This is a genomic window from Marinospirillum perlucidum (assembly GCF_003336805.1).
GTDB classification, from domain to species: domain Bacteria; phylum Pseudomonadota; class Gammaproteobacteria; order Pseudomonadales; family Halomonadaceae; genus Marinospirillum; species Marinospirillum perlucidum.
The window spans coordinates 353,332-377,455 of the sequence record NZ_QFWJ01000002.1 but is presented as its reverse complement, the minus strand read 5'-3'; the positions used below and the strand labels follow the sequence as shown (position 1 = coordinate 377,455).

General features: G+C 54.3%; 27 protein-coding genes. 23 read left to right on the top strand and 4 right to left on the bottom strand.

Translation table 11 applies throughout. The annotated features are described in order from the left end of the window. Positions 1-99 precede the first annotated feature (99 nt). Positions 100-1,077, bottom strand: coding sequence for a PstS family phosphate ABC transporter substrate-binding protein (locus DFK18_RS04255; RefSeq protein ID WP_114416972.1), 978 nt, complete (start codon positions 1,075-1,077; stop codon positions 100-102). 206 nt (positions 1,078-1,283) lie between these two features. On the opposite strand from DFK18_RS04255, the gene DFK18_RS04250 reads away from it, so the two are divergent. The 10 genes from DFK18_RS04250 to DFK18_RS04205 all read left to right on the top strand — a co-directional run bounded on the left by DFK18_RS04250 (position 1,284) and on the right by DFK18_RS04205 (position 9,581). Then, positions 1,284-1,697: an acyl-CoA thioesterase gene (locus tag DFK18_RS04250; RefSeq protein WP_114416971.1), complete on the top strand. Its 414-nt coding sequence runs from the start codon at positions 1,284-1,286 to the stop codon at positions 1,695-1,697. Between the two features lie 206 nt (positions 1,698-1,903). Continuing rightward, the gene (locus DFK18_RS04245) at positions 1,904-2,608 is read left to right on the top strand and encodes a metalloregulator ArsR/SmtB family transcription factor (protein WP_114416970.1); all 705 of its coding nucleotides are present in this window, start codon (positions 1,904-1,906) and stop codon (positions 2,606-2,608) included. Positions 2,609-2,635: 27 nt separating this feature from the next. Beyond that, the gene (arsB, locus tag DFK18_RS04240; protein WP_114416969.1) at positions 2,636-3,673 is read left to right on the top strand and encodes an ACR3 family arsenite efflux transporter; all 1,038 of its coding nucleotides are present in this window, start codon (positions 2,636-2,638) and stop codon (positions 3,671-3,673) included. 13 nt (positions 3,674-3,686) lie between these two features. Continuing rightward, on the top strand, positions 3,687-4,694 hold the full coding sequence (locus DFK18_RS04235) for an ArsJ-associated glyceraldehyde-3-phosphate dehydrogenase (RefSeq protein WP_114416968.1): 1,008 nt from the start codon (positions 3,687-3,689) through the stop codon (positions 4,692-4,694). A 223-nt stretch (positions 4,695-4,917) separates the two neighbouring features. Next, entirely contained in the window at positions 4,918-6,132 is a 1,215-nt protein-coding gene (gene arsJ, locus DFK18_RS04230; RefSeq protein WP_178006171.1) for an organoarsenical effux MFS transporter ArsJ, read from the top strand. A gap of 90 nt (positions 6,133-6,222) precedes the next feature. Then, entirely contained in the window at positions 6,223-6,594 is a 372-nt protein-coding gene (locus DFK18_RS04225; protein WP_114416966.1) for a hypothetical protein, read from the top strand. Positions 6,595-6,606: 12 nt separating this feature from the next. Continuing rightward, a complete protein-coding gene (locus DFK18_RS04220) occupies positions 6,607-7,218 on the top strand; it encodes an RNA polymerase sigma factor (protein ID WP_114416965.1) in 612 nt (203 codons plus the stop codon). Positions 7,219-7,222: 4 nt separating this feature from the next. Then, on the top strand, positions 7,223-7,855 hold the full coding sequence (locus DFK18_RS04215; protein WP_114416964.1) for a hypothetical protein: 633 nt from the start codon (positions 7,223-7,225) through the stop codon (positions 7,853-7,855). Between the two features lie 16 nt (positions 7,856-7,871). Further along, a complete protein-coding gene (locus DFK18_RS04210; RefSeq protein ID WP_162299679.1) occupies positions 7,872-8,261 on the top strand; it encodes a hypothetical protein in 390 nt (129 codons plus the stop codon). 18 nt (positions 8,262-8,279) lie between these two features. After that, positions 8,280-9,581, top strand: coding sequence for a tetratricopeptide repeat protein (locus DFK18_RS04205; protein ID WP_114416962.1), 1,302 nt, complete (start codon positions 8,280-8,282; stop codon positions 9,579-9,581). A gap of 5 nt (positions 9,582-9,586) precedes the next feature. On the opposite strand, the gene DFK18_RS04200 is transcribed toward DFK18_RS04205, so the two are convergent. The 3 genes from DFK18_RS04200 to cysK all read right to left on the bottom strand — a co-directional run bounded on the left by DFK18_RS04200 (position 9,587) and on the right by cysK (position 13,494). Beyond that, positions 9,587-11,311 (bottom strand): putative bifunctional diguanylate cyclase/phosphodiesterase, encoded by a 1,725-nt coding sequence (locus DFK18_RS04200; RefSeq protein ID WP_114416961.1) that lies wholly within the window; start codon positions 11,309-11,311, stop codon positions 9,587-9,589. A 164-nt stretch (positions 11,312-11,475) separates the two neighbouring features. Beyond that, on the bottom strand, positions 11,476-12,450 hold the full coding sequence (locus DFK18_RS04195; protein WP_114416960.1) for a polyprenyl synthetase family protein: 975 nt from the start codon (positions 12,448-12,450) through the stop codon (positions 11,476-11,478). A gap of 75 nt (positions 12,451-12,525) precedes the next feature. Continuing rightward, positions 12,526-13,494: a cysteine synthase A gene (gene cysK, locus DFK18_RS04190; RefSeq protein ID WP_114416959.1), complete on the bottom strand. Its 969-nt coding sequence runs from the start codon at positions 13,492-13,494 to the stop codon at positions 12,526-12,528. 232 nt (positions 13,495-13,726) lie between these two features. Between cysK and DFK18_RS04185 the strand changes: the two genes are divergently transcribed. The 13 genes from DFK18_RS04185 to ribF all read left to right on the top strand — a co-directional run bounded on the left by DFK18_RS04185 (position 13,727) and on the right by ribF (position 24,094). Further along, entirely contained in the window at positions 13,727-13,927 is a 201-nt protein-coding gene (locus DFK18_RS04185) for a hypothetical protein (protein ID WP_114416958.1), read from the top strand. Positions 13,928-14,083: 156 nt separating this feature from the next. After that, entirely contained in the window at positions 14,084-14,395 is a 312-nt protein-coding gene (rplU, locus tag DFK18_RS04180; protein ID WP_114416957.1) for a 50S ribosomal protein L21, read from the top strand. An 80-nt stretch (positions 14,396-14,475) separates the two neighbouring features. Further along, positions 14,476-14,733: a 50S ribosomal protein L27 gene (rpmA, locus tag DFK18_RS04175; RefSeq protein WP_114416956.1), complete on the top strand. Its 258-nt coding sequence runs from the start codon at positions 14,476-14,478 to the stop codon at positions 14,731-14,733. Positions 14,734-14,851: 118 nt separating this feature from the next. Beyond that, on the top strand, positions 14,852-16,048 hold the full coding sequence (gene cgtA / locus DFK18_RS04170; protein WP_114416955.1) for an Obg family GTPase CgtA: 1,197 nt from the start codon (positions 14,852-14,854) through the stop codon (positions 16,046-16,048). Between the two features lie 54 nt (positions 16,049-16,102). Then, the gene (proB, locus tag DFK18_RS04165) at positions 16,103-17,239 is read left to right on the top strand and encodes a glutamate 5-kinase (RefSeq protein WP_114416954.1); all 1,137 of its coding nucleotides are present in this window, start codon (positions 16,103-16,105) and stop codon (positions 17,237-17,239) included. A gap of 141 nt (positions 17,240-17,380) precedes the next feature. Next, positions 17,381-18,793, top strand: coding sequence for a coniferyl aldehyde dehydrogenase (locus tag DFK18_RS04160; protein ID WP_114416953.1), 1,413 nt, complete (start codon positions 17,381-17,383; stop codon positions 18,791-18,793). A gap of 161 nt (positions 18,794-18,954) precedes the next feature. Continuing rightward, positions 18,955-19,224, top strand: coding sequence for a 30S ribosomal protein S20 (rpsT, locus tag DFK18_RS04155; protein WP_114416952.1), 270 nt, complete (start codon positions 18,955-18,957; stop codon positions 19,222-19,224). 91 nt (positions 19,225-19,315) lie between these two features. Further along, positions 19,316-20,896, top strand: a complete 1,581-nt coding sequence (murJ, locus tag DFK18_RS04150) for a murein biosynthesis integral membrane protein MurJ (protein WP_114416951.1) — start codon at positions 19,316-19,318, stop codon at positions 20,894-20,896. A gap of 135 nt (positions 20,897-21,031) precedes the next feature. Then, positions 21,032-21,427, top strand: a complete 396-nt coding sequence (locus tag DFK18_RS04145) for a prepilin-type N-terminal cleavage/methylation domain-containing protein (protein ID WP_162299678.1) — start codon at positions 21,032-21,034, stop codon at positions 21,425-21,427. Next, on the top strand, positions 21,424-22,134 hold the full coding sequence (locus DFK18_RS04140; RefSeq protein ID WP_162299677.1) for a prepilin-type N-terminal cleavage/methylation domain-containing protein: 711 nt from the start codon (positions 21,424-21,426) through the stop codon (positions 22,132-22,134). Before DFK18_RS04145 ends, DFK18_RS04140 begins: the two co-directional genes overlap by 4 nt. Next, the gene (locus DFK18_RS04135; protein WP_114416948.1) at positions 22,131-22,367 is read left to right on the top strand and encodes a hypothetical protein; all 237 of its coding nucleotides are present in this window, start codon (positions 22,131-22,133) and stop codon (positions 22,365-22,367) included. Before DFK18_RS04140 ends, DFK18_RS04135 begins: the two co-directional genes overlap by 4 nt. Continuing rightward, complete coding sequence (locus DFK18_RS04130; RefSeq protein WP_114416947.1) at positions 22,354-22,863, top strand: GspH/FimT family pseudopilin; 510 nt, start codon at positions 22,354-22,356, stop codon at positions 22,861-22,863. Before DFK18_RS04135 ends, DFK18_RS04130 begins: the two co-directional genes overlap by 14 nt. Positions 22,864-23,089: 226 nt before the next feature. Then, the gene (ribF, locus tag DFK18_RS04125) at positions 23,090-24,094 is read left to right on the top strand and encodes a bifunctional riboflavin kinase/FAD synthetase (protein ID WP_114416946.1); all 1,005 of its coding nucleotides are present in this window, start codon (positions 23,090-23,092) and stop codon (positions 24,092-24,094) included. The last annotated feature ends 30 nt before the right edge of the window (positions 24,095-24,124 follow it).

Here is a 24,124-nt window from a genome sequence, read left to right as displayed (position 1 = left end):
CGCCAGACTAAGACACTTATATGACATTTAGATTACAGGCTTTAAAAAAAGAAAAAGGAGAGCCGTAGCTCTCCTTTCTCAGTTCCAACCGGGTTGGAATCAGTCGATCTGCAGATCTTCACGAACGCGCTGAACCACTGCAGCAGGCAGAGGAACGTAACCGTCACGGTGTACGATTTCCTGACCCTGGCGAGACAGAACCAGCTTGATGAACTCTTCATCCATGGTGCTCAGAGGCTGGTTAGGACGCTTGTTCACGTAAACATACAGGAAGCGGGACAGCGGGTAGTTGCCGCTGGCTGCGTTAGCAGGGGTCGCTGCCTGGAAGTCTTCGCCTTCAGAAGCGGCCAGAGGTACGGCACGTACGGAAGAAGTGCGGTAGCCAATACCGGAGTAGCCGATGGCGTTCAGAGAGGTGGAAACAGACTGAACAACAGAAGCAGAACCAGGCTGCTCGTTCACGTTGTTCTTGTAGTCACCGCCACACAGAGCGTTTTTGCGGAAGTAGCCGTAGGTACCGGATACAGAGTTACGGCCATAAAGCTGGATGCTGCGATCAGCCAGAGAGCCGGTGATGCCCAGATCACCCCAACGGTTTACGTCTTCTTCCAGACCGCAGCGACGGTTGGAGGAGAAGATGGCATCCACTTCAGGGATGGTCAGACCTTCAATGGGGTTGTCCTTGTGTACAAAGACTGCCAGGGCATCGATGGCAACAGGAACAGCGGTAGGCTTGTAGCCGTACTCGTCTTCAAAAGCCTTGATTTCGCTGTCACGCATCTGGCGAGACATGGGGCCCATGTTGGAAGTACCTTCAGCCAGAGCGGGGGGAGCAGTTGAAGAACCGGCCGCCTGGATCTGGATGTTAACATTAGGATAGTTCTGCTTGAACTCTTCAGCCCAGAGGGTCATCAGGTTGGCCAGAGTATCGGAACCGATGCTGGTCAGGTTGCCGGAAACGCCACTGGCCTGAGTGTATTCGGGAATGCCATCTTCAACATTGGCAGCAGCCACACCGGCTACCAGGGAAGCGGTCAGGCCTACAGCAGCACTGAGTGCTTTCAACTTGATGCTCATACTTTTCTCCGATCATTTTTACGACTAAATTAATGCTGCCTGTCAGCAGCGTTTCGGAAGCGTTGTTATCCGATAAACGCTACCTTAGGGCGCTTAAATGACAGTTTGATGAAAGCAGAGACTTATTTTCTTTCTATACTGGAGAAGGTAAGCTATAGCCATATCGCAACTGCGAAAAGACCAATAACGATAAGAGCAGAGTCTCCATGAGCCCATTAGACGAATTGGAAGATGCACCCGCCCCGGAAGGCCAACTGATGCTGAAACTGGTTGCCACCCCCCAGGACACCAATCTCCACGGCGACATCTCCGCCGGCTGGGTGATCTCGCAGATGGAACAGGCCGCAGAATTGGCGGCAGCCCGCCTGGCCCACGGCCGCACTGCCACGGTTTCCGTCAACAGCATGGATTTTCTCTGCCCGGTACGCACAGGTAGCCTGGTCCAGGTGCATACGCAACTGCTGGAAACCGGTAACAGCTCGATGAAATTCAATGTCGAGGTCTGGATCCTACCCCCCAACGAAAGAGATGAAGACACCCTCTACAAGGTCACTGAAGCCTCTTTTGTCATGGTCGCCCTGGATGACAAGGGCCGTATTCGCGTACTGCCTTCCAACTAGGAAACTGCTGATCAAAACCCTTGCAGCCGGATACTGAAAAAGAGTGTCCGGTTTTTCTTGCGTGCCGCCATTTATATATGGAAAAACATATTTATTATTTTCCATAAAAAAGCCAAAAGCCGACTAGCCTTCCTTCTTTCAAGCAATTACCCTAAAACGAAGACAAAAGCACTCAACAGCAAGCTTATTTATATATGGTTTAACGCATGCAAAGGCGCGTACTTTTTATCTGCACCGCCAACAGCGCCCGCTCACTAATGGCCGAGGCGCTGCTGCGCCAGTTGGCTCCTGAAAACTTTATCGTAGCCAGCGCCGGAACCCATCCCCGAAAACCGCATCCACTTGCTTTAAAGGCACTGGCAGCTGCTGGACTGAAAACCAGCGATCTGCAATCCAGCAAGCTTTCAGCCGTTGACCAGCAGGACTGGGATTATGTGATTGCACTCTGCGATCAGGCGGCCGATGAATGCCAACGGCTTTGCCCGACGGCACAACACCTCACCTGGGATTCCCCTGATCCGGCCACCAGAGATGAGCTGGTTGTTTTCATGTCTTCTCTGAATGCCATCCGGGAAAGGATCATGGACTTCATCCGTGTTCATCAGAGAAATGCGCCCCGGCCGAGCCTGCATCCGCTAAGCCTCTTTAAAACCCTGGCTGATTCCAGTCGTTTGCAACTCCTGCAGCTGATTCACCGGCAGCAACCGGTTTGTGTTCAGGAGTTAACCGCAGCACTTCAGGTATCCCAACCCAAGGTCAGCCGCCATCTCGCTCTGTTGCGTGAAGCTGGCCTCGTAGAAGCTCACAAACAAGGGCAACGTGTCTATTACCGACAGGCTTCACAACTGGATACCTGGGCCCAGGATCTAATCCACCTTACCCTTCAGGCTCTGCCTCCAGAGAGCCGATGAAGATGACCAACATAAAGGAAACACGCTATGGGGCTTTTTGAACGCTTTTTAAGTATCTGGGTAGCGCTGGCCATCCTGGCCGGGCTGTTTCTAGGGGAGTGGATGCCCCAGGTCTTTGAAGTCATTGCCGGGCTGACTTATTTTCACGTCAATCTGGCGGTGGCCGTTTTTATCTGGGCCATGATCTACCCGATGATGGTGCAGATTGATTTTCAGTCGCTGAAGAATGTCGGCCGCCAACCTCAGGGTTTATTTCTCACCCTGGTCATCAACTGGTTGGTTAAACCCTTCACCATGGCGGCCCTGGGCTGGCTTTTCTTTCGCGTGTTTTTTGCCGAATGGGTGGACCCGGCCACGGCGAGTGAATTCATTGCCGGGATGATCCTGCTGGGAGTGGCTCCCTGTACTGCCATGGTGTTTGTCTGGAGTCATCTGACTCGCGGCAACTCCAGCTACACCCTGGTTCAGGTTTCGATCAATGACATCATCATGATCTTTGCCTTTGCGCCTCTGGCTGCCCTGCTGTTGGGACTCTCGTCAATTACCGTACCCTGGGAAACCCTGGTGCTTTCAGTACTTCTTTATGTCGCCACTCCTCTACTAGCTGGATTGCTGACCCGGCGCCAGCTGTTGAAATCCGGTCGTGAACATCTGGATGCCTGGCTCAAGGCCAGCAAGCCGGCAACCATCCTGGGGCTGTTGGCCACGGTTGTCCTGCTGTTCGGGTTGCAGGCCGATCGTATTTTGACTCAACCCTTTTCCATCCTTCTGATTGCGATTCCTTTGCTGATCCAAAGCTACATGATCTTCTTCCTGGCTTATTGGGTCGCCAAGCGCATGCAACTGCCGCATTCGATTGCTGCACCCGCCAGCCTGATCGGCACCTCCAATTTTTTTGAGCTGGCCGTTGCCGTGGCAATCAGCCTCTTTGGCCTCACCTCCCCAGCAGCCCTGGCCACCGTTGTCGGGGTATTGGTCGAGGTACCTGTAATGCTTTCACTGGTGGCTTTTGCCAATCGCACCCGCCACTGGTTCCCATCTGAAACCGCTTCTACTCAAGTTTAAAAGGACCTTCTCTATGCAAACCATCAAAGTCGGTATCAATGGTTTTGGCCGTATGGGGCGTCTGGCTCTGAGAGCTGCCTGGCAATGGACGGAATTTGAATTTGTGCAGATCAATGATCCGGCAGGAGATGCAGCCACCCTGGCTCATCTGCTGAATTATGATTCGGTGCAGGGCACCTGGGATCACGAAGCCCGAAGCGAAGGTGAGCAAATCGTGATTGGCGAGCAGCGTCTGAGCTGCACCGCCAAACATACCCTCGATGAAGTTGACTGGTCAGGCTGTGATCTGGTGCTGGAATGCTCCGGCAAGATGAAAACCCGCGACCTGCTGGAAGGCTATTTGCGCCAGGGCGTAAAAAAAGTCGTAGTATCAGCACCGGTCAAGGAAGAAGAGGGCATTCCCAATCTGGTAATGGGCGTCAATGATCACCTCTATAACCCTGACACCGATGACCTCCTGACGGCTGCTTCCTGTACAACCAACTGCCTGGCGCCCATCGTTAAAGTCATTCATGAAAAACTGGGTATTCGCCACGGCAGCATGACCACGATTCATGACATCACCAACACCCAGACCATTCTGGATGCTCCGCACAAGGATTTGCGCCGGGCCAGAGCCTGTGGCATGAGCCTGATCCCGACAACGACAGGATCAGCCAAGGCGATCACTTATATCTTCCCGGAGCTTCAGGGTCGCCTCAACGGTCATGCTGTTCGCGTTCCTCTGGCCAATGCCTCTTTGACTGATTGTGTTTTCGAGGTAGAAAAAGCCACCTCTGCTGAAGAGGTCAATCGCCTGTTGAAAGAAGCAGCCGAGGGTGAACTCAAAAACATTTTGGGCTATGAAGAAAAACCCCTGGTCTCGGTGGATTACCGTGGCGATCCCCGCTCCACCATCGTGGATGCCCTCTCGACACTGGTGATCAACGACACCCAGGTCAAAATCTATGCCTGGTATGACAACGAATGGGGCTATGCCAACCGACTGGTGGAGTTGGCACGCAAGGCTATGCGAGTGTAGCGGGTCATATAGCAGGTGCATGCCAGTCACGACGCGCAAATACATCCCTGTAAGCTCTGACTGCAACGTCCTGTTGCAGACAGCCTGACTTGGCAAACACCTGCTTTTCCCTGGTGTTCACAAATAGCAGTGTCCTGAACGGCTATACCTCGCAAAAACGGCCTTAGTGAAACCTGCTTGCTATCTGCAATAATCCCTCGCCCTACTGACACGAGTTTTTATCATGCTGGCCCATCTTTCCCCTGGCATTAAGCAGTATCTGATCATTACCGGCAACTACTGGGCCTTCACCCTGACGGACGGGGCCCTGCGAATGCTGGTGGTGCTGTATTTTCACCAGCTGGGTTATGCCCCCTTGCAGATCGCCCTTTTGTTTTTGTTTTATGAATTTTTCGGGGTGGTCACCAATCTGGTCGGCGGCTGGCTGGGCGCCCGCCTGGGTTTAAACCGCACCATGAATATTGGCCTGGGGCTGCAACTGGTGGCTCTGGGGATGCTGCTGGTACCTGCTGACTGGCTTACAGTTGTCTGGGTGATGGCCGCCCAGGCTTTATCAGGTATCGCCAAGGATCTCAATAAAATGAGCGCCAAGAGCGCGATCAAGACCCTGGTTCCGGAAGAGGCTCAAGGACGCCTCTACCATTGGGTGGCCCTGCTGACCGGCTCCAAGAATGCGCTCAAGGGTCTGGGCTTTTTTGTCGGCGCCCTGCTATTAACCGGACTGGGGTTTGCCGGGGCAATATTGGCGATGCTGCTGCTTCTGGCTGGGGTCTGGGTCGGCTCGTTGGTGTTATTAAAACAAGAACTGGGACGTATGCAGGCCAAACCCAAGTTCAGGGATATTTTCTCCAAAAGCCCGGCGATCAATATTCTCTCGCTAGCCCGTTTCTTCCTGTTTGCTGCCCGGGATGTCTGGTTTGTGGTAGCACTGCCCGTGTATCTGGCCGAAAGCCTGGGCTGGAGCCACTGGCTGGTGGGCGGCTTTATGGCCAGCTGGATCCTTGCCTATGGTCTGGTCCAAACCCAGGCCCCCCGCTTTACCGGCAAGAAACAGGGTCGCCTGCCGGGTGCTGCCACCATCGGTGGCTGGGGGCTGGCCCTGGTGTTCACTCCCTTGTATATCCTTGCCGGTCTTTACTGGGGCTGGCCTGATGACTGGGTGCTGATCTCCGGCCTGCTGGTCTTCGGCCTACTGTTTGCCGTCAACTCTTCGGTACACAGCTACCTGGTAGTGCGCCACGCTCGCAGTGAAGGCGTTTCCCTGGATGTCGGCTTTTATTACATGGCCAACGCCCTGGGTCGACTGGTAGGCACTCTGCTCTCTGGCTATGTTTACCAAAGTGCAGGCCTATTGGCCTGCCTGGCCATCTCGGCTGTATTTATTCTTTTGGCAGCCCTGATTGCCCTGGCTTTGCCTGCGCCAGCAGCATCGAGATAATTTTTATAAATTTCTTGGAACCTTTTGCCTGTCGCCTGCGTTAGTAAGGATGAAAGCCACCAAAAGACTCGCAAAGACAAGAGGTGAAACATGCGCAAGCTACTGATTTCTGCTGCACTGTTATGCACTTTCGGCCTGTTCACCAGCCCCTTGGTGCTGGCAGAAGAAACCGATGACAGCATGACGGTTGTTGAAGAGGATTCTGCACCGGAAACCCTGGAACTGCCTGAAGATGCTGCCCCTGAGGCCCAGGAAAATGCCCAAAAAGGGCTGGAAACAGCCAACCAGGCTCGTGAAATGGGGCGTGAATTTGGTCAGCAGCGTGCCGAGGAAGCCAAGGAACGTGCTGCCGAAGCTCGCCAACAGCGTGAGGCTGGCCGGGAAAATGCTGCCAGCCAGCGCCAGCAAAGTGGTGATATGGAAGAGGAGTCCTCTTCTCGCAAACCCGATGCAGCTCGCTAAGACCTGACATTTATGGTCTCAGTGACTTCCCTGTCTAGTTGGTTAACACCTGCTAGACAGAGGAAATCCAGGTTTCTGGCCCTGGTAGAACCCCACTCCAAGACCCTGTATCAGACCGCCTATCGCCTGACCGGAAATCAGTCCGATACGGAGGATCTGATACAGGAGCTTTTTTTGCGCCTCTATCAAAAACAAGACCACTGGGTACACCTGGATAACCCCCGGCCTTGGTTTCTGCGAAGTCTCTATAACCTGTATATCGATCTGTATCGCAAACGCAGGCGCACGGCTGGAGCCAATGATAAAAGCAAGCAACTGGATGACCTACCCTATCAGCTTGCCAGTGCAGCAGAAGTAACGCCCTTGGAAGCCACGCTCGACAGTGATCAACAGAGGCTGCTGAAAAAGGCCCTGGATCACCTGGATGCTGAAGAAAGAAACCTGATCGTTCTCCACTTGATGGAGGGCTATAGCCTTCCTGAAGTAGCCGAGATACAACAGCTTCCACTGGGTACTCTGAAATCCAGGCTACACCGCAGCAAGGAAAAGCTGAAAAAGCTGCTGTTAAAGGAACCTTTTCCTTCCGCAGAGCGTTTTCTTAAAGTAGTCAGCTACGAGGATTAAAGGCATGCAATGTATCGACGCCCAACGCCAACTGCAAAGCCTCGACCTGGATCAGCAACCTTCTGCTCTGGTCGCGGAACATCTGCGCCACTGCAACCAGTGCCATGACTTTTATGAGGATTTTCGTCTCCGGCTGCATCTGGAAAGTTTTGCGGTTCCCGAACCTGATCCCGGTTTTTTGCAGCAGGCCATGAAACAAGCAGGGCAACGCCAGCACCGAGCTTCCCTGGGACATCGTGCCTGGACAGCAGCCGTGGCAGCTTCCCTCCTGGTGGCGCTCTTGCTGGTGGGGCGCTGGCAACTGCCCGAAGCACCCTCGCCTAAAACAGCCATGCAGCTCCAGCCTCAGGCGACTTCAGAACAGCAGCTAAAAGAGGTGAGAATCCTGATTGTCAGTGATCAGGACTATCAGGATGCTCATATTCAGGTGGCCCTGCATGAAGATTTACAACTGCGCGGCTATGACCAGCAGAAAAACCTGAGCTGGAGGACGCCCTTGAAGGAAGGCCAGAATCTTCTCACTCTGCCCATCCAGATCGGTCAAAAAGGTGGACAGTTGGAGGTTACCTCGCGCCTGGGCATGCACACCCATTCGTTACAGCTGCCACTGGCTCGAGGAGAACAGCCTTCGGGCTAATCAAGAGGTCCTGACGATGACAAATACCCCGTTTATTAAAAGCGCGCTTTTTATGTTGCTATTAAGCCTGAGTAGCAGCCTTCAGGCGGAGTCCAGCATGACGGTGATTGATGAATCCACGCCCGTGGATGAAGTGATCAATGCCATTCCCCTGCCACCTCCGGCCACTAGCAGCCAAAAGCCGGAAAACGCAAGCAACCGTAACGGCCGCGAAACTCGTGACCAGGCCAGATCAGCAACAAACGAAGCCTTGCGTGCAAGGCCCGACAGGGAGCCTGATGAAGGCCCTGACTTCAGAGAAGACAGCCAGCAACAAGGATCGCCGGCAACTGATTCTCTACCGGAGGAAACCGGCAAACCAACCGGACATCAGGTGGTTCCCGACCGGCCTGCTACTGCTCAATAACAATTATTCCGGACAGCTATGCAAGAACACCGACTACTGCCTGGCTTTTTATTGTTACTGGCCTTGAGTTTTGCACCCCTTCTCATGGCTGCCTCTGCCGCATTTGAAAAAGGTCTTGAGGCTTTCCAAGCGGGCGACTACGCCACGGCCTTGAGTTTTTTCCAAGAGGAAGAAGCCCGGGGCAATACCCGCACCACGCTCTACTACAACCTGGGTTCCACCCACTATCAATTGGGCAACTATCAACAAGCTGCTGATTATTTTGCCCGCATCACCCAGGATGAGCGCTGGGGGGCTCTGGCCGAATACAATCTGGGCCTGCTGGCCGAAGCCCAGAACAATACCGCCTTGGCCATCCGCCAGTATCGTCTTGCTCAGGACAAGGCCTCCGGCTCGCGGGTGACTCGCCTGGCCCAACAAAGACTGGAGGTTTTGACGGGTGAAAGCCAGACAGCGGCTGCATCCGAGCCCGCACCCGGTTTTATCTATCTGGCGGCCAGCCTGGGCTATGATGACAACCTCTCTCTAACCGCCGATAACAGCACTACAGAGAAAACAACCGGCAGCTTCTCCGAACTGCTGGCCAGCGGCCGCTATTATTTGCAAGGTGATGCCAGCCAGGGCTTGAGTCTACAGGGCTATGTTTTCTTGCGTTCCCCTCATGTCAGTAGCGAAGAACGCGAGACAGGAGCCAGTCTAGGCGCCTACCTGCATCAGCCGCTTTCCGGCTGGCAGACCTCGACCGGTTTACAACTGGGCACCTATTTACTGGATTCCAGCAGCTATACCCGTGATTTAACCCTGGATATCAGTGTTCGCCGCCCGCTGGGAGAAAACACCCTGAAGCTTGCCAACGACTTCTCCCTGACCTCTGGCGGAACAGGCTACGGGTATCTGGATGGCTGGCAGAACCGCTTCAAGCTTGCCCTGGATTTTGTGGACGCTTGGGAAGCCGGTTACCGGAATGAATGGAATAGCCGGGAAGACTATGCATCCGATCCGGCCTTTTACAGCTATTCCCCCTTGCGTCACAGTTTTTACGGCCAGAAAAGTTGGCAGGCTAGCAACCGGCTGCAGCTTTTCACCCGTCTGGAAGCCCGCTTGAGCCAGTATCCTGATAAGGAAGTGGATGCCAATGGCATTGAGGTCAGTGAAAAACGCCAGGACTGGCGCTGGCTGGGCAGGTTACGGGCCGGTTACCAATTAACGCCGGAAGTACAGGTTTTCAGTGAATTCCAGGCCTTGTATAACACCAGCAACCTGGATAGCTATGACTACACCAGTCATCAGCTGTTATTGGGTGTGGATGCTGTTTTTTAGAACAATCAGTAGAGCCCAAGCGGCAGCAGATGCTTACTGTATTCCTTGGGCTCGACCAACCAGGTTTGCAAACGCTCGGCAGACATGGGGCGGGCCAGATAAAAACCCTGGACTTCTTCACAACCAAGACTGACCAATAGATCCAACTGGTCAGCCTCTTCCACCCCTTCAGCAGTCACTTCCAGCCCCATGCGGTGGGCCATGGTGATTACTGCCTGAACGATAGCCGCATCGGCCACATCTTCAGCCAGATCTCGGATAAACGCCTTGTCGATTTTCAGGGTATTAACCGGCAGATGCTTGAGATACCCCAGAGAGGAATAACCCGCGCCAAAATCATCGATAGCCAGACTGACGCCCATATCGCGCAGATTCTGCAGCATGGTCACACTGGATTTGAGATCTTCGATCATCAGGCTTTCAGTCACTTCCAGCTCTAAAAATGCAGCATCCAGTCCGGCATGCTGCAGACACTTGTCGACGATCTGGCAAAGATCCTTTTGCATAAACTGCTTGGCGGAAAGATTGACGGAAACCTTGAAATCAGGAAAGCCAGCTTGCTGCCATTGACTGGCCTGCAAACAGGCAGAATGCAGCACCCATTCGCCCACAGAGGTAATCAGGCCCATTTCCTCCAGTTGGGGAATGAATTCAGCCGGAGACACGCGGGTTCCATCCGGCTGCTGCCAGCGCAAAAGCGCTTCCACTCCGCGTAGATGGCCATCTACCAGGCTGATGCGCGGCTGGTATTCCAAGTAGAATTCCTTGTGCAGCAAGGCCTGGCGCAGCTGATTTTCCATTTGGAAGCGATTAATAGCTTCACGAGTCAACTGGTCAGTGAAGTAGCAATAGTTTTGCCCTCCGGCCTGCTTGGCACGGTGGAGGGCGATATCGGCATTATTGAGTAGCTGGTCACTGTTCTGCCCATCCGCAGGATAAAGGGTGATACCCACGCTGGCCGAGATATAGGTTTCCGTCGCTCCCAGATCAAAAGGCCTTTCCAGTTCGTGAATCATCTTGTGCGCCATATAGGCGGCAGAACGGGCATTCTTGATATTCTTGAGCAGCACCAGAAATTCATCACCACTGGAACGCGACAGGGTGGCATCATCCGGCAGGCAGGTCTGCAAACGCTCAGCCGTCTGCTTGAGCAATTCATCACCCAGGCGATTACCCAGGCTTTCATTGATACTCTTGAAGCGATCCAGGCCCAGGCACAGGAGCGCAAAGGGCGTTTCTTCCTGAATCCGCTGTTCAAGGCGATCAGCCAGCAGGCGACGATTAGGCAGATCGGTCAGGGGATCATAGTGGGTCAGGTAGGTAAGCTTGTCTTCCTGTTGCAGTTGCCGGGTGATGTCTTTGCCAATGCTGACAAAGAACAGGATCTGGCCGTCCTGATTGCGAACCGGAGTCAGGGTCTTTTCTTCGTAGAAAAGCTCGCCGGAGCGGGTTTTATTGATCACGATTTCCTGGGCACTTTGACCCGCAACCAATAAATCCCAGATACGCTGGAAGAAGGCACGATCATGCTTGCCCGAACTCAAGATGGAAGGCCGCTGGCCCAGGACTTCCTCGCTGGAATAGCCGGTGCATCTTTCCCAGGCCGGATTGACGTAAACAATCTCGCCCCGGGTATCGGTCACCAGAACAAGATCCGCCGTTTGCTGAACGATCTCAGCAAACAGGGGATTGGTCTTGTGGAATTGCTGTTCTGGTGCTGAAGCAGTCAAAAGCAGGGGTCTCCGGTGTGTCGAGGTTAATTCTCAATCTTCGCACCGGGTTATTTTACAGGATTTGATATGCATCAAATATGCTTTATTTATTTACATCTTGTTAAGAAGCCAAAGATCCTCGTAAGACTTGCAAGCAAGCGTATCCATTCGGCAGGCGTTTCTTAGCTTTTGCGTTGCAGTGCCATGTCGGTCAGCTGATAGAGGGTATTTTTACAATCGGAATCCGGCAAAACCTCTAAAGAGAGTTTGGCCGCTTCAGAGCAGTTATGAGCCTGCTCGCGGGTATATTCCAGGGCACCGGTTTTACGCACGATCTCCATAACGGCATCGAGCTGATCCAGGCCGCCCTTGCGAATCGCCTGGCGGATCAGCTTGGCTTCGTCATCAGCACCCATTTTCATCGCATGAATCAAAGGTAGGGTCGGCTTGCCTTCGGCCAGATCATCACCGACATTCTTGCCCATGGTCGCTGCATCACCTTCATAATCCAGCAGATCGTCAACCAACTGAAAAGCCATGCCCAGGTTTTTGCCATAATCACGCATGGCTAGCTGTTGTTCCCTGCTTCCACCAGACAGGAGGGCGGCACTCTGGGTGGCCCCTTCAAACAGTTTGGCGGTCTTGGCATGGATGACCTTCATATAGTCTTCTTCGCTGATGCGCGGATTACGCACATTGGTCAGCTGCATGACCTCGCCTTCAGCCAGCACACAGGTCACCTTGGCCAGGATTTCCATGATCTCCATGGAGCCAATACGCACCATCATTTCAAAAGAGCGGGAATAAAGAAAATCACCAACCAGGACGCAGGATTGGTTGCTCCACTGGCTGTTGGCTGTCGGCTTGCCGCGGCGCAGACCGGATTCATCCACGACATCATCATGCAACAGGGTGGAGGTATGCATGAACTCGATCAGCGCGGCCAGAAGAAGGTGTTTATCCTCCTGGTAGCCCAGTGCACGGCTGACCAGAAGCACCAACAGTGGCCGCAAGCGCTTGCCGCCACTGTCGATAATATGATGGGCGATTTTTTCTACCAGCGGCACCTGTGAAGAGCATTCACGGATAATCAATTGATTGACTGCGGCAAAGTCCTCCGCAACCACCGCATGAATTGATGAAGAGCTGGCAGACATCTTGATAACTTCCTGAGCGGGCTGATATTTGGACTCAGCATCCTAGCAGCCGCTCAGGAGGAGTCAAGCTTGGCGCTACTGCACCATTTCCTTTTCCGAGAAGATGCCATCAAAGAGGGCAGTGGATAGGTAGCGTTCGCCGGAGTCAGGCAGAATCACGACCAGCATCTTATCCTTGTTCTCGGGCTTGGCGGCAGCGCGCAAGGCGGCTGCAGTAGCTGCCCCACAGGAAATACCGGCCAGGATGCCTTCTTCCTGCATCAGACGGCATGCTGTTTCAATCGCTTCTTCATTACTGATCTGCTCCACTTCATCGACCAGCTCCAGATCCAGATTCTTGGGAACAAAGCCAGCACCGATACCCTGAATCTTGTGGGGAGCCGGTTTAACTTCCTGGCCTTCCAGTGTCTGGGTGATGACCGGAGAATCCGTTGGCTCCACAGCGATGCTCTGGATAGCCTTGCCCTGGGTCTTTTTGATGTAGCGGGAAACACCACTGATGGTGCCGCCAGTACCGACACCGGCGATCAGCACATCGATCTGACCATCGGTATCTTCCCAGATTTCCGGGCCGGTGGTTTGTTCGTGAATCGCCGGGTTGGCCGGGTTCTCGAACTGCTGCAGCATGATGTATTCATCGGGGTTGGCATCAACCAGTTCCTGGGCGCGCGCAATCGCCCCCTTCATCCCCTTGGCGGGTTCAGTCAGTTCAATTTCTGCCCCCAGGGCTTTCATCAGCTTGCGTCTTTCCAACGACATGGAGGAAGGCATGGTCAGTACCAGCTTGTAGCCTCGGGCAGCAGCCACAAAAGCCAGGGCAATACCGGTGTTACCGCTAGTCGGTTCAACCAGGGTCACGCCCGGCTTGAGCTGACCACTGGCTTCAGCCGCCTTGATCATACTGGCACCGATGCGGCACTTGACCGAACCGGCGGGATTACGAGATTCCAGCTTGGCATAGAGATTACCGCCCGGCCAAAGATGCTTGAGGCTGACGAGTGGCGTTTTACCGATGGTTTCCGAATTATCTTGATAGATGTTCATGGTGGCTTAGTCCTTGTCTGTCAGGTTGACTCAGAAGTGTGGAATAAAAACTACTAGCAGTTTATCCAAAAAACAGGAAATTTCTCATACTGAGTTACCATAAGGTTATAAAAATAATATTTCAAATAACCATTGCCGCTTTAGAGCCGGTATTCACCCCGTTTTTAAACCTCAAAATGCAAGCTTCTCAACAACTGCTAGGCTTAGAGTTTATGCCTAAGAGGAGAAAGCTATGCCGGATGATAAGCAGAAAGGCTATATTGCCCTGCTGGGCTGGAGTCTGAACGCCATAGAAGCTGCCGCCAAGTTTGAAGGCGGAGAAGCCGACCAGGTTTCTGCTGAAGAATTGCAAGAGGTCAAGGATTACCTCTATCGCAGCTGGGGTGCTGATCGCTGTTCTAGCGAGAGCCCCTTGCAGGCCACAGATAACTAGGGAATTGCTTGTCAGTGGCAGGCTTTTACCGTAGAATCACGCGTCCTTTCGCCTGACTTGGCTCCCTGTTCGATGGTTACCAGAGCGTTTCCATTCAAAGCAGGTTGTAAGTAGCTGAAAATCCTACAGGTGAAACTTCTGCAAGCGGAGATAAGCATGTACGCAGTAATTAAAACCGGTGGTAAGCAATACCGTGTTCAGGAAGGTCAAACCCTGAAACTGGAAAAACTGGAAGTCGCTACTGGCGAAACCCTGAACTTTGATGAAGTTCTGCTGGTTTCTGACGGTGAAAACGTCAAAGTTGGCGCTCCTCTGGTTGAAGGCGCCAAGGTCACGGCAGAAGTCGTTGATCACGGTCGCGGCGACAAGGTTCGCATCATCAAGTTCCGTCGTCGTAAGCACCACATGAAGCGTCAGGGACATCGTCAGTGGTACACTGAAGTCAAAATTACTGGCATCGCCAGCTAATAGCGACTAAAACTGTAACCGTCATTTTTCAGTCCGGGCCCAAGCCGGACTGATTACAAGCAACTCAGAGGTAAAGAGTCATGGCACACAAGAAAGCCGGTGGTAGTACGCGTAACGGACGCGATTCCGAAAGTAAACGCCTAGGTGTCAAACTGTTTGGCGGCCAGGCTGTTCGCGGTGGCAACATCATCGTTCGTCAGCGTGGCACCAAGTTCCACGCTGGCACCAACGTAGGCATTGGCAAGGATCACACCCTCTTCGCCAAAGCCGAAGGCGTTGTAAAGTTTGAAGTTAAAGGCCCTAAGAGCCGTCGCTTTGTAAGCGTCGTTCCTGCCTGATTTCAAGCGCTAACAGCTGAAACTCAAGCCTTGTCGGCATGCTGGCAAGGCTTTGCAAAAGGCTCCGCCAGCAGGTGGAGTTTTTTGTTTTTGGGGCTCTGCCCCGGGAGAAGTGACCGTGCAATTCGTCGATGAAGCAAGAATAACTGTAGTGGCCGGCAAGGGCGGCAACGGCTGCATGAGCTTTCGCCGTGAAAAATATGTGCCCCGTGGCGGCCCGGATGGTGGTGATGGCGGTGATGGTGGCAGTGTCTACCTGATTGGTGATGACAGCCTCAACACCCTGATCGACTTCCGTTTCCAAAAGCGTTACCAGGCTCGCAACGGCGAACCCGGGCGTGGCAAACAGTGTTCCGGCAAGGCCTCAGAGGATTTGTTGGTCAAGGTTCCCGTAGGCACCTCCGTGGTGGATGAAGATACCCTGGAGGTCATCGGTGATGTCACCGAAGTCGGCCAGAAGCTGCTGGTCGCAGCCGGAGGTCGCAAGGGCCTGGGTAACATCCACTTCAAATCTTCGACCAACCGCGCCCCCCGGCAAACCACCAAGGGCACTGAAGGTGAAGAACGTCACCTTAACCTTGAACTCAAGGTCATGGCCGACGTGGGTCTGCTGGGTCTGCCCAATGCCGGCAAATCCACGCTGATCCGGAGTGTCTCGGCCGCCAAGCCAAAGGTGGCCAATTATCCGTTCACCACCCTGGTTCCCAACCTGGGCGTGGTCAAGGTAGGTACCCACCAGCATTTTGTCATGGCCGATATTCCCGGTCTGATCGAAGGGGCCTCGGAAGGTACGGGACTGGGTTTTAAATTCCTGCGCCACCTGACCCGCTGCCGCCTGCTTTTGCATGTGGTCGACATCGCCCCCGTGGATGCCAGTGATCCGGTGGAAAATGTTCGCATCCTCACCCGCGAACTCAAGACTTACAGCAACACCCTATCCGAGCGCCCTCGCTGGCTGGTACTGAACAAACTCGACATGCTGCCGGAAGAGGAAGCAGAAGAACTTTGCCAGCGTATTATCAGTGAACTGGACTGGACCGGACCCGTTTTCCGGATTTCCGCCATCAGTAATCGCGGCACCGAACAGCTTAGCCAGGCCATCATGCAATGGTTGCTGGAGCGTCGTGAAGAAGAAGCAGAAAATCCCGATGCGGCTGAAGAAGAAGCCCAAATGCGTGAACGCATGGAAGCCGAAGCCGTTGCCCGGGTCGAAGCCTGGCTGAACCGTCGCCATAAGCGTCGCGTCGAGGAAGACGAGGATGACGACGACTTCGATGATGATGATTTTGATGTGGATGTGGAATATGTGCGCTAAGGCACGCGCCTTGGCAGCCCTGCCACTCAACTATCTGGAAGGATAAACACCCAAATGACCTCGCCCAGCCCCGAACGCCAAAGACTCACCTCCAGCCGTCGCCTGGTGGTCAAAATTGGTAGCGCCCTGCTCACCAATGATGGCCGCGGTCTGGATGAAGCAGCGATTCATGGCTGGGTCGAGCAGATGGCCGAGCTCAAGCGTCAGGGCCGGGAACTGCTGCTGGTTACCTCCGGCTCAGTTGCCGAAGGCATGGTGCGCCTGGGCTGGAATCAACGCCCCAGCAGTATTCACGAACTCCAGGCTGCTGCTGCGGTCGGTCAGATGGGACTGATTCAAACCTGGGAATCGGCTTTCAAAAGCCAGGGCCTGCATTCTGCCCAGATTCTGCTAACCCATGACGACCTCTCCAACCGTAAGCGGTATCTGAATGCTCGCAGTGCCCTCCAAACCCTGCTGGATCTGGGCGTAGTCCCCATCATCAATGAAAACGATACCGTGGTCACCGATGAAATCCGTTTTGGTGATAACGACACTCTGGGCGCTCTGGTCACCAACCTGCTGGAAGCTGAAACCCTGGTTCTGCTCACCGATCAATCCGGTCTTTATACTGCCGATCCTCGCAACAACCCGGACGCCCGCCTGATCCCTGAAGGCCGCGCCCAGGACCCGGATCTATTGGCCGTAGCCGGTGACGGCGGTGCTTTGGGCCGTGGCGGCATGTTTACCAAAGTCAGCGCCGCCCGTCTGGCCGCCCGCTCAGGTGCGCGCACGGTCATCCTCGGTGGACGTACGGAAAAAGCCCTTAGCCGTCTTTTTGCCGGTGAAGAACTGGGCACCCTGCTTCTGCCTGATGATGAACCCATTACCGCCCGCAAGCGCTGGTTGGCCGGCCACCTGCAGGAAAAAGGCGTGCTGGTACTGGATTCCGGCGCGGTTCAGGCCCTGCAAAAAGATGGTAAAAGCCTCCTGCCGGTCGGTATCAAGGAGGTACGCGGCCACTTTATGCGTGGTGAACTGGTGGTCTGCGTGGATGAAAATGAAAAAGCCCTGGCCAAGGGGCTGGTCAACTACTCCGCAGAAGAAGCCCGCATTCTGGCTGGCCAACCCAGCCAGAAAATCGAGGAGCTGCTGGGCTATATCGAAACACCCGAGTTGATCCACCGCGACAACCTGGTCATGACCCGCTAGGAAACCTCTGATCAACTACTCTGCTTGGTGATGCTGCGTTGATCAGAGGCTGCCCAGGCCAGCATTTAAACACCTGTTTGACTTCTGACACAGGGATGACTAATTTGAGTGGATGCCTGCTTCCCTGCCCTGAGGTCAACCATGCAACTTGATCACAACCCCCTGGCTCCGGCCTTTTTCACCCTCCAGGAGGATTTTAATCGCACTCCTTTTCTTGCAGCCAGCACACGCCTTAATCAACTCAAGCAATTACAGAGCGCACTCAAGCAGGACAGCCAGCAGCTAATGGCAGCGATCGACCAGGATTTTGGTGGGCGCTCGCGCCAGGAATCCCTAATGGCGGATATCCTGCCCTGTCTGACTGAAATTGATCAGGTCTGCAAAAAACTCAAGCGCTGGATGCGCCCGCAAAGGCGATCGGTGGAATGGCACTACCAACCCGCCACTGCCCAGGTGGTTTATCAACCCCTGGGGGTAGTAGGCATTATGGTGCCCTGGAACTACCCGCTACAACTGGCCATCTCGCCCTTGATTTCGGCCCTGGCAGCGGGCAATCGGGTACTGCTTAAACTATCGGAATGGACCCCGGCGACCAATGCCGCTCTAACAGCCTGTCTGGCCCGGGTTTTCAACGACAACCAGGTCAAGGTCATCACTGGTGAAAAGGACATCAGCCAGGCTTTTGCCAGCCTGCCTTTTGATCATCTGCTGTTTACCGGCTCCACCGCCGTGGGCAAACACATCCAAAGGGCAGCCGCTGAAAACCTGACTCCGGTGACCCTGGAATTGGGCGGCAAATCCCCGGCCTTGCTGGATAGCGAAATTCCGCTGGACAAGGCCTTGCCTCCCCTGGTTTTTGGCAAGACACTCAATGCCGGACAAACCTGCATCGCCCCCGATTATCTGCTCTGTCCTCAAGAGCGCCTGGAAGAGGTTGTGGATAAAATACAGGGGCTCTTCAAGCAGTTTTATCCACACCTGGTCGAAAATCCCGATTACACCTCCTTGATCAATGCTCAGCACAAGCAGCGTCTGAACCAACTTCTGGATGAGGTGCAAAAGGCGAATTGTCGCTGCCTTGCTTTGAATCCACGTCAGGAAGACTTCAGCCAGGGCAACAAACTGCCCCTGACCCTGGTGATCAATCCACCCGCAGAAAGCCGTTTAATGCAGGAAGAAATTTTTGGCCCGCTTCTGCCGATCATCACCTATTCCAGTTTTGAAGAAGCCGTGAGCTTTATTCGCCAACGCCCCCGTCCTCTAGCGCTCTATTACCTGGGTGAGCAGGAAGCCCGTTTCCGTTACCTTGAGGAGAACACCCATAGCGGTAGCCTGGTGATGAAAGAGACCCTGCTGCAGGTGGCTCAGCAGGATCTGCCTTTTGGTGGCGTGGGGGCTTCTGGCATGGGCAGCTATCATGGACGCGAGGGCTTTCTAACCTTTTCCCACGCCAAACCCTTGTTTCGCCGCCGTTGGTTTAATACGGCCCGCTGGATCTACCCGCCCTATGGCCGTTGGCTGCATCGCTTGATGGAAAAGTGGTTTTTGCGTTAGGGGCATTTCAAAAGGCTGCTTTTATGTTAAAATTCGCGTCCCTTTTATTGGACCTGGCGCGCAAGCCTCGGGACATCCATTTTTCGGGACACCTGCTGATTTCTAGTTTACGAATTAAAATCAGTTATTTACGATCATTAGCAAGACTCTAAGGAGTTATCGTGGCCAATATTAAATCTGCCAAAAAGCGTGCACTGCAATCCGAAAAACGTCGTCTGCACAATGCCAGCCTGCGTTCCAAAACTCGCACCAGCATCAAAAAAGTCCTGAAAACCGTAAAAAGCGGTGACTGGGATCAAGCGATGACTGATTTCCGTGCTGCTCAAAAGATTATTGACCAGGTTGCCGACAAGGGTGTTTACACCAAGAACTGGGCTGCTCGTACCAAAAGCCGCCTGAATGCCCGCGTCAAGGCACTGAAAGCATCCTGATCCCTGATCAGCGATGACTTAAAAGGACCGGCTTCAGGCCGGTTTTTTTATGCCGGGCCCTTTGCTCCGGTTCTTTGGGGAAGGAAGCACCATGACCAGCACCTCCAGTCAAAGCGAAGACAAAAAGCCGACCCGCGGCCTGCTGGGCTCCGGAATAATCGTCAGTAGCATGACTTTTTTATCCCGTATCCTGGGATTGGTCCGGGATATTGTTATTGCCAGCCTGATCGGTGCTGGCGGTGCTGCCGATGCTTTTTTTGTTGCCTTCAAGATCCCCAATTTTTTACGTCGGCTTTTTGCCGAAGGGGCCTTTAACCAGGCTTTTGTGCCGGTTTTAGCCGAGTATTCAGAAAAAAACAGCCGCTCCGAAGTCCGGCGACTCAATAATGCCGTGGCCGGTTGCCTGGGGCTGTCTCTGGTCGGCCTGACCAGCCTGGCGGTTCTGGCTGCCCCCTTGCTAGTCTGGATTTTTGCTCCCGGTTTTCACAGTGATCCGGCCAAGCAGGCGGTCACCGTTGATCTTCTGCGCATCACCTTTCCCTATTTGCTGCTGATTTCCCTGACCGCTTTTGCCGGGAGTATTCTCAACACCTACAGCCGCTTTGCCGTACCGGCTTTTACTCCGGTTTTACTGAATATCAGCCTGATTGCCAGCGCTCTCTTTCTTACACCCTGGGCCGGGTCCTCTGCTGCGGCTCTGGCCTGGGGGGTCTTGATTGCCGGGGTGGTTCAGCTGGCTTTCCAACTGCCCTTTCTGGCTCGTGAGGGGCTGCTGCCGATTCCCCAGCCTGACTGGCAGCACGAAGGGGTCAGACGCATACTGCGCCTGATGGCTCCGGCTCTTTTTGGTGTCTCCGTCAGTCAAATCAACCTCTTGCTGGATACGCTGCTTGCCTCCTTTCTGACTGATGGCAGTGTTGGCTGGCTGTATTATGCCGATCGTTTGGTGGAGCTACCGCTGGGTGTTTTCGGCATTGCCATTGCCACCATCATCCTGCCCAGCCTGTCGCGCCAGCATGCCGCCGAGGATAGAGAGAGTTTTTCCCGCCTGCTGGACTGGGCCGTGCGTATGGTCCTGCTGATCGGTCTGCCCGCAGCAGTCGCTCTTTGCTTCCTGGCTGAACCCCTGCTGATCACCCTCTTCCAGTATGGCGCCATGACCTCTGTGGATGTGGCCATGTCGGCCCAGGCTCTGAGAGCCTACTCGCTGGGGCTGCTAGCTTTTATGCTCATCAAGGTCTTGGCTCCCGGTTTTTTTGCCCGCCAGAACACACGTACTCCGGTACGCATTGCCATCAAGGCAATGGTGGCCAATATGGGCTTCAACCTGCTGTTTATCCTTCCCCTGGCCCATGCCGGTCTGGCTCTGGCTACCGCAGCGTCTGCTTTCCTGAATGCGGGTCTTTTGGCCCGCGGCTTGAAGCGTGAAGGAGTCTGGCACGCCAGCCGTGGTTGGGGGCGTTTTCTACTGCAGATCACCGCGGCCCTGGCAGCGATGCTGGCACTTCTCTATGTTTTTTCTCCTGCCACCGAAACCTGGCTGCAGGCACCACTCTTCGAGCGCATCGGGCGCTTGGCTTTTCTGGTGATCGCAGGTGCAGCCAGCTATGGGATCACGCTGCTAGTACTGGGTATCCGCCCGCGCCATCTCAAGCCGGAAACCCAGCCCTGAAGTAACAGCGGGTAAATAACTGCTGCATTTCTTACCCGCTAACGGCCAGTATCAAAAAATTGCTCCAACAATCCCTGAGCAGCCTAGTTAGCTTCTAGCTTTGAGCAGACGCTTCAGCTTCAGGGAGAGATGAAGATGGCCTTTCCAGAAAGCCAGGATGGCTTCACGCTTATCGAACTGCTGATCTCTTTGCTCCTGGCCACCTTTCTCGCAGTCACGATTGGGCAGTTTATGACCATCAGTCTGCAAACACGCCAGCATCTACAGCAGGAAGCCCTGGCTGCGCGGCTGGCTGAAAACCTTTCCCTGCAGCAAGCCATTAGTCAGGCGCCACCCGGTCATCTCACTTCACGCCTGGCCCAAGGCAGCTGCACCAGTGCCTTTATGGATCTCACCCTCTTATGCCAGGCGAAGCAAAGGCTGCCTGATTTGACGATCAGCAAGCAGGGCCAAGCACTTAATCTGAGATGGACGAGCCCCCTGGGAGAGCAGCACCTGCAGCGCCCTCTAATTTCAGGAGCTGGCCTATGAAACATCCGCACTCGGGTTTTTCCTTAATTGAAGTGCTGGTGGTGACGCTGGTCGGCGGTCTGCTGCTGGTGGCCAGCACCCAGGTATTCACTCAGCTGGTTCAATACCAAAGGCAACAGATGCAAACCCTTCGACTTACCGAAAGAACGCGTCTGGCAGAATTGGCCCTGCGCCAGGATTTAAGTCAGGCCCAGCGCATCCTTGCTGCTGCATCAGCGACTCGAGATTATCCTGATTTCACCGAAAAAACTGTAACTCTGAATCATCCAACCCTCAGTTCCAGCAGTTTTGAACACTTCCCTTCCTCCGATTGGCTAGTGATTAACCGCCACGCTGAGGATCAGGAAGCTGACTTCAGCCTCTGGCATCTGGATAGCAAAACCTATGGCCAGGGCCTGGCCCACAAACAATCGCAATCCGACCAGGCAGAACAACTGGGGCACTCGCAAACCCTGATACAGGGAGCGGAATTACTCCGCTTTCGCTACTACCGCCCGGATTCCGGTCGCTGGTTGAATGCTGATCAGGTCAGTGACTGGACAAGCATCAGCGGCATTCAATTTGCTGTTCTACTCGCTAGCTCTGTGCCACTTAGTCGCCCCAAGCAGCAGCAAATCCAGCTGTGGGGCGAGCCGCTGGAACTCCCCGAGGATGGACGCCTTCGCCAACTAGTCACCGGTTCGGTGTATCTGGAGCAGCCACCATGAACAGTCCTTTATCAACCCGGCAGTCTGGCTTTGTTTTTTTGCCCCTCTTGCTACTGACGCTACTCAGCCTTTTACTGGTGCAACAAGCCTCTCAGGATCTTTTTCAAACCCAGCGTAACCATCAACTGCTGCTGTATCAAAATTGCCAACAACTGATCGAACAATTGGAGATGGAAACAGCTTCCGAATGTCCTCCCTGCCCATTACCGGGAGGCTGTCATGCTGAAGATTAGTCAACGTGAAGGGGGCAGCATCAATCTGATTGATCTCCTGGCTGCTCTTCTGATAATCAGCTCGCTTCTGGGGGTGGCCCTACCCGGCTACCAGCAACTCAGTGAAAGCCAACGTCAGGCCGCCGCCATCAATCGCCTTAAAGGCATTCTCAGCTTTGCCCGATCAACGGCCAGTTTACGGCAAGAGGAAGTCCGCCTTTGTCCGGCACAAGATGCCAAGCAATGCAGTTCCTCGACTGTCGCCAAAAACCTGCTGCTAGTAGTGGATAGCACCAACCAGCCCCTGGCTTTTTTCCAGGGGCTGGATTTACCCACTGCCTTCCCCGATCATGACCTGACTCTAGTACCTCTGCCGCACCGAAGCTCGGGCGGCACCCTGTTGCCCTGCAGTGGTTTTTCTGAAGTCGCCGCTCGTGGCGTTACCTTTTCCACGGTTGGCCGCATCCGTGTTCGTGAAGATCCACCGGCGAGTCTGGTCAACACCTGTCCGCCTTAGGCTTGCTGCTGTTCGCAAGGCGTTCACTCCTATATAATCAGGGGTTTGTTGACCTTTTTTTACTGAGGAGCCGCTGATTAACGTGATGAGCGACGGTTAGACAAGGCGAAATTGAATGAAAAAGCGCAGTTTACAGCGAGTAAATGAGCATTTAGAGATCAATTTCAGCGCAGTATAAGCAAGCGCACTAGTTAATCAGAGGTTTCCTAATCCGACAGCGACCTCCATGGAACTTATCCGCGGCATCCACAATCTTCGCAGCCACCATCGCGGCTGTGTCGCCACCATCGGTAATTTCGATGGTGTTCATTTGGGGCACCAGAAAATCCTGCAACAGGTTCAGGAGAGGGCTGCACGCCTGGGTGAACCGGCCACGGTCATGGTCTTTGAGCCTCAGCCACGCGAGTTTTTTGCCGGTGATCAGGCTCCACCTCGCTTGACCCGCTTTCGTGAAAAGGTCGAGCGTCTGTCCGAATACGGTGCCGAGCGCATCGTTTGCCTGCAGTTCACCTCCCGGCTGCGGCAACTGACCGGCGAAGAATTCATTCGCCAGGTTCTGGTCGAAGGGCTGGCCGTTCGCCATCTGGTCGTGGGTGATGACTTCCGTTTTGGCTGCGATCGTGCCGGTGACTTTCACCTGTTGGAAAAAGTGGGTCAAGAAGCAGGCTTTAGTGTGGAGCATACCCACACCTTCCTGATGGATCGGGAAAGGGTCTCCAGCACCCGCATACGCACCACCCTGGCCAGTGCCAATCTATCCGGCGCCGCCCGCTTGCTGGGACGGCCCTACAAGATCGCCAGCCGCGTGGTTCACGGGCGTAAACTCGGGCGCACCCTGGGTGTACCCACCGCCAACCTGCTGTTGGGTATTCGCAAACCGGCGCTCAACGGTGTATTTACCGTGATGGCCCGCCTGCCCAATGGCGATTATTGGCCGGGTGTTGCCAATATCGGCCTGAGACCCACGGTGGATGGTGTCCTTCCCGCGCTGGAGGTACACCTGCACGGCTTCAAGCAGGATATCTACGGCGAACCGCTGGAAGTCTTTTTTCTGGCCAAACTTCGCAACGAACTGAAATTCGATGGCCTGGAAGAACTCAAGGAATACATCGGTCGGGACATCGACCAGTCCATTCAGTTCTTCAATCGCGCCCGTCCGGAATGGCTGCCCGGCTCGCCCTGGCCGGACTCGCAAATCGAGCCTCTACTGGCCACGGCTCCTTTAGAATGATTTATTCCAGTTAACCGCAACCTTGATGAC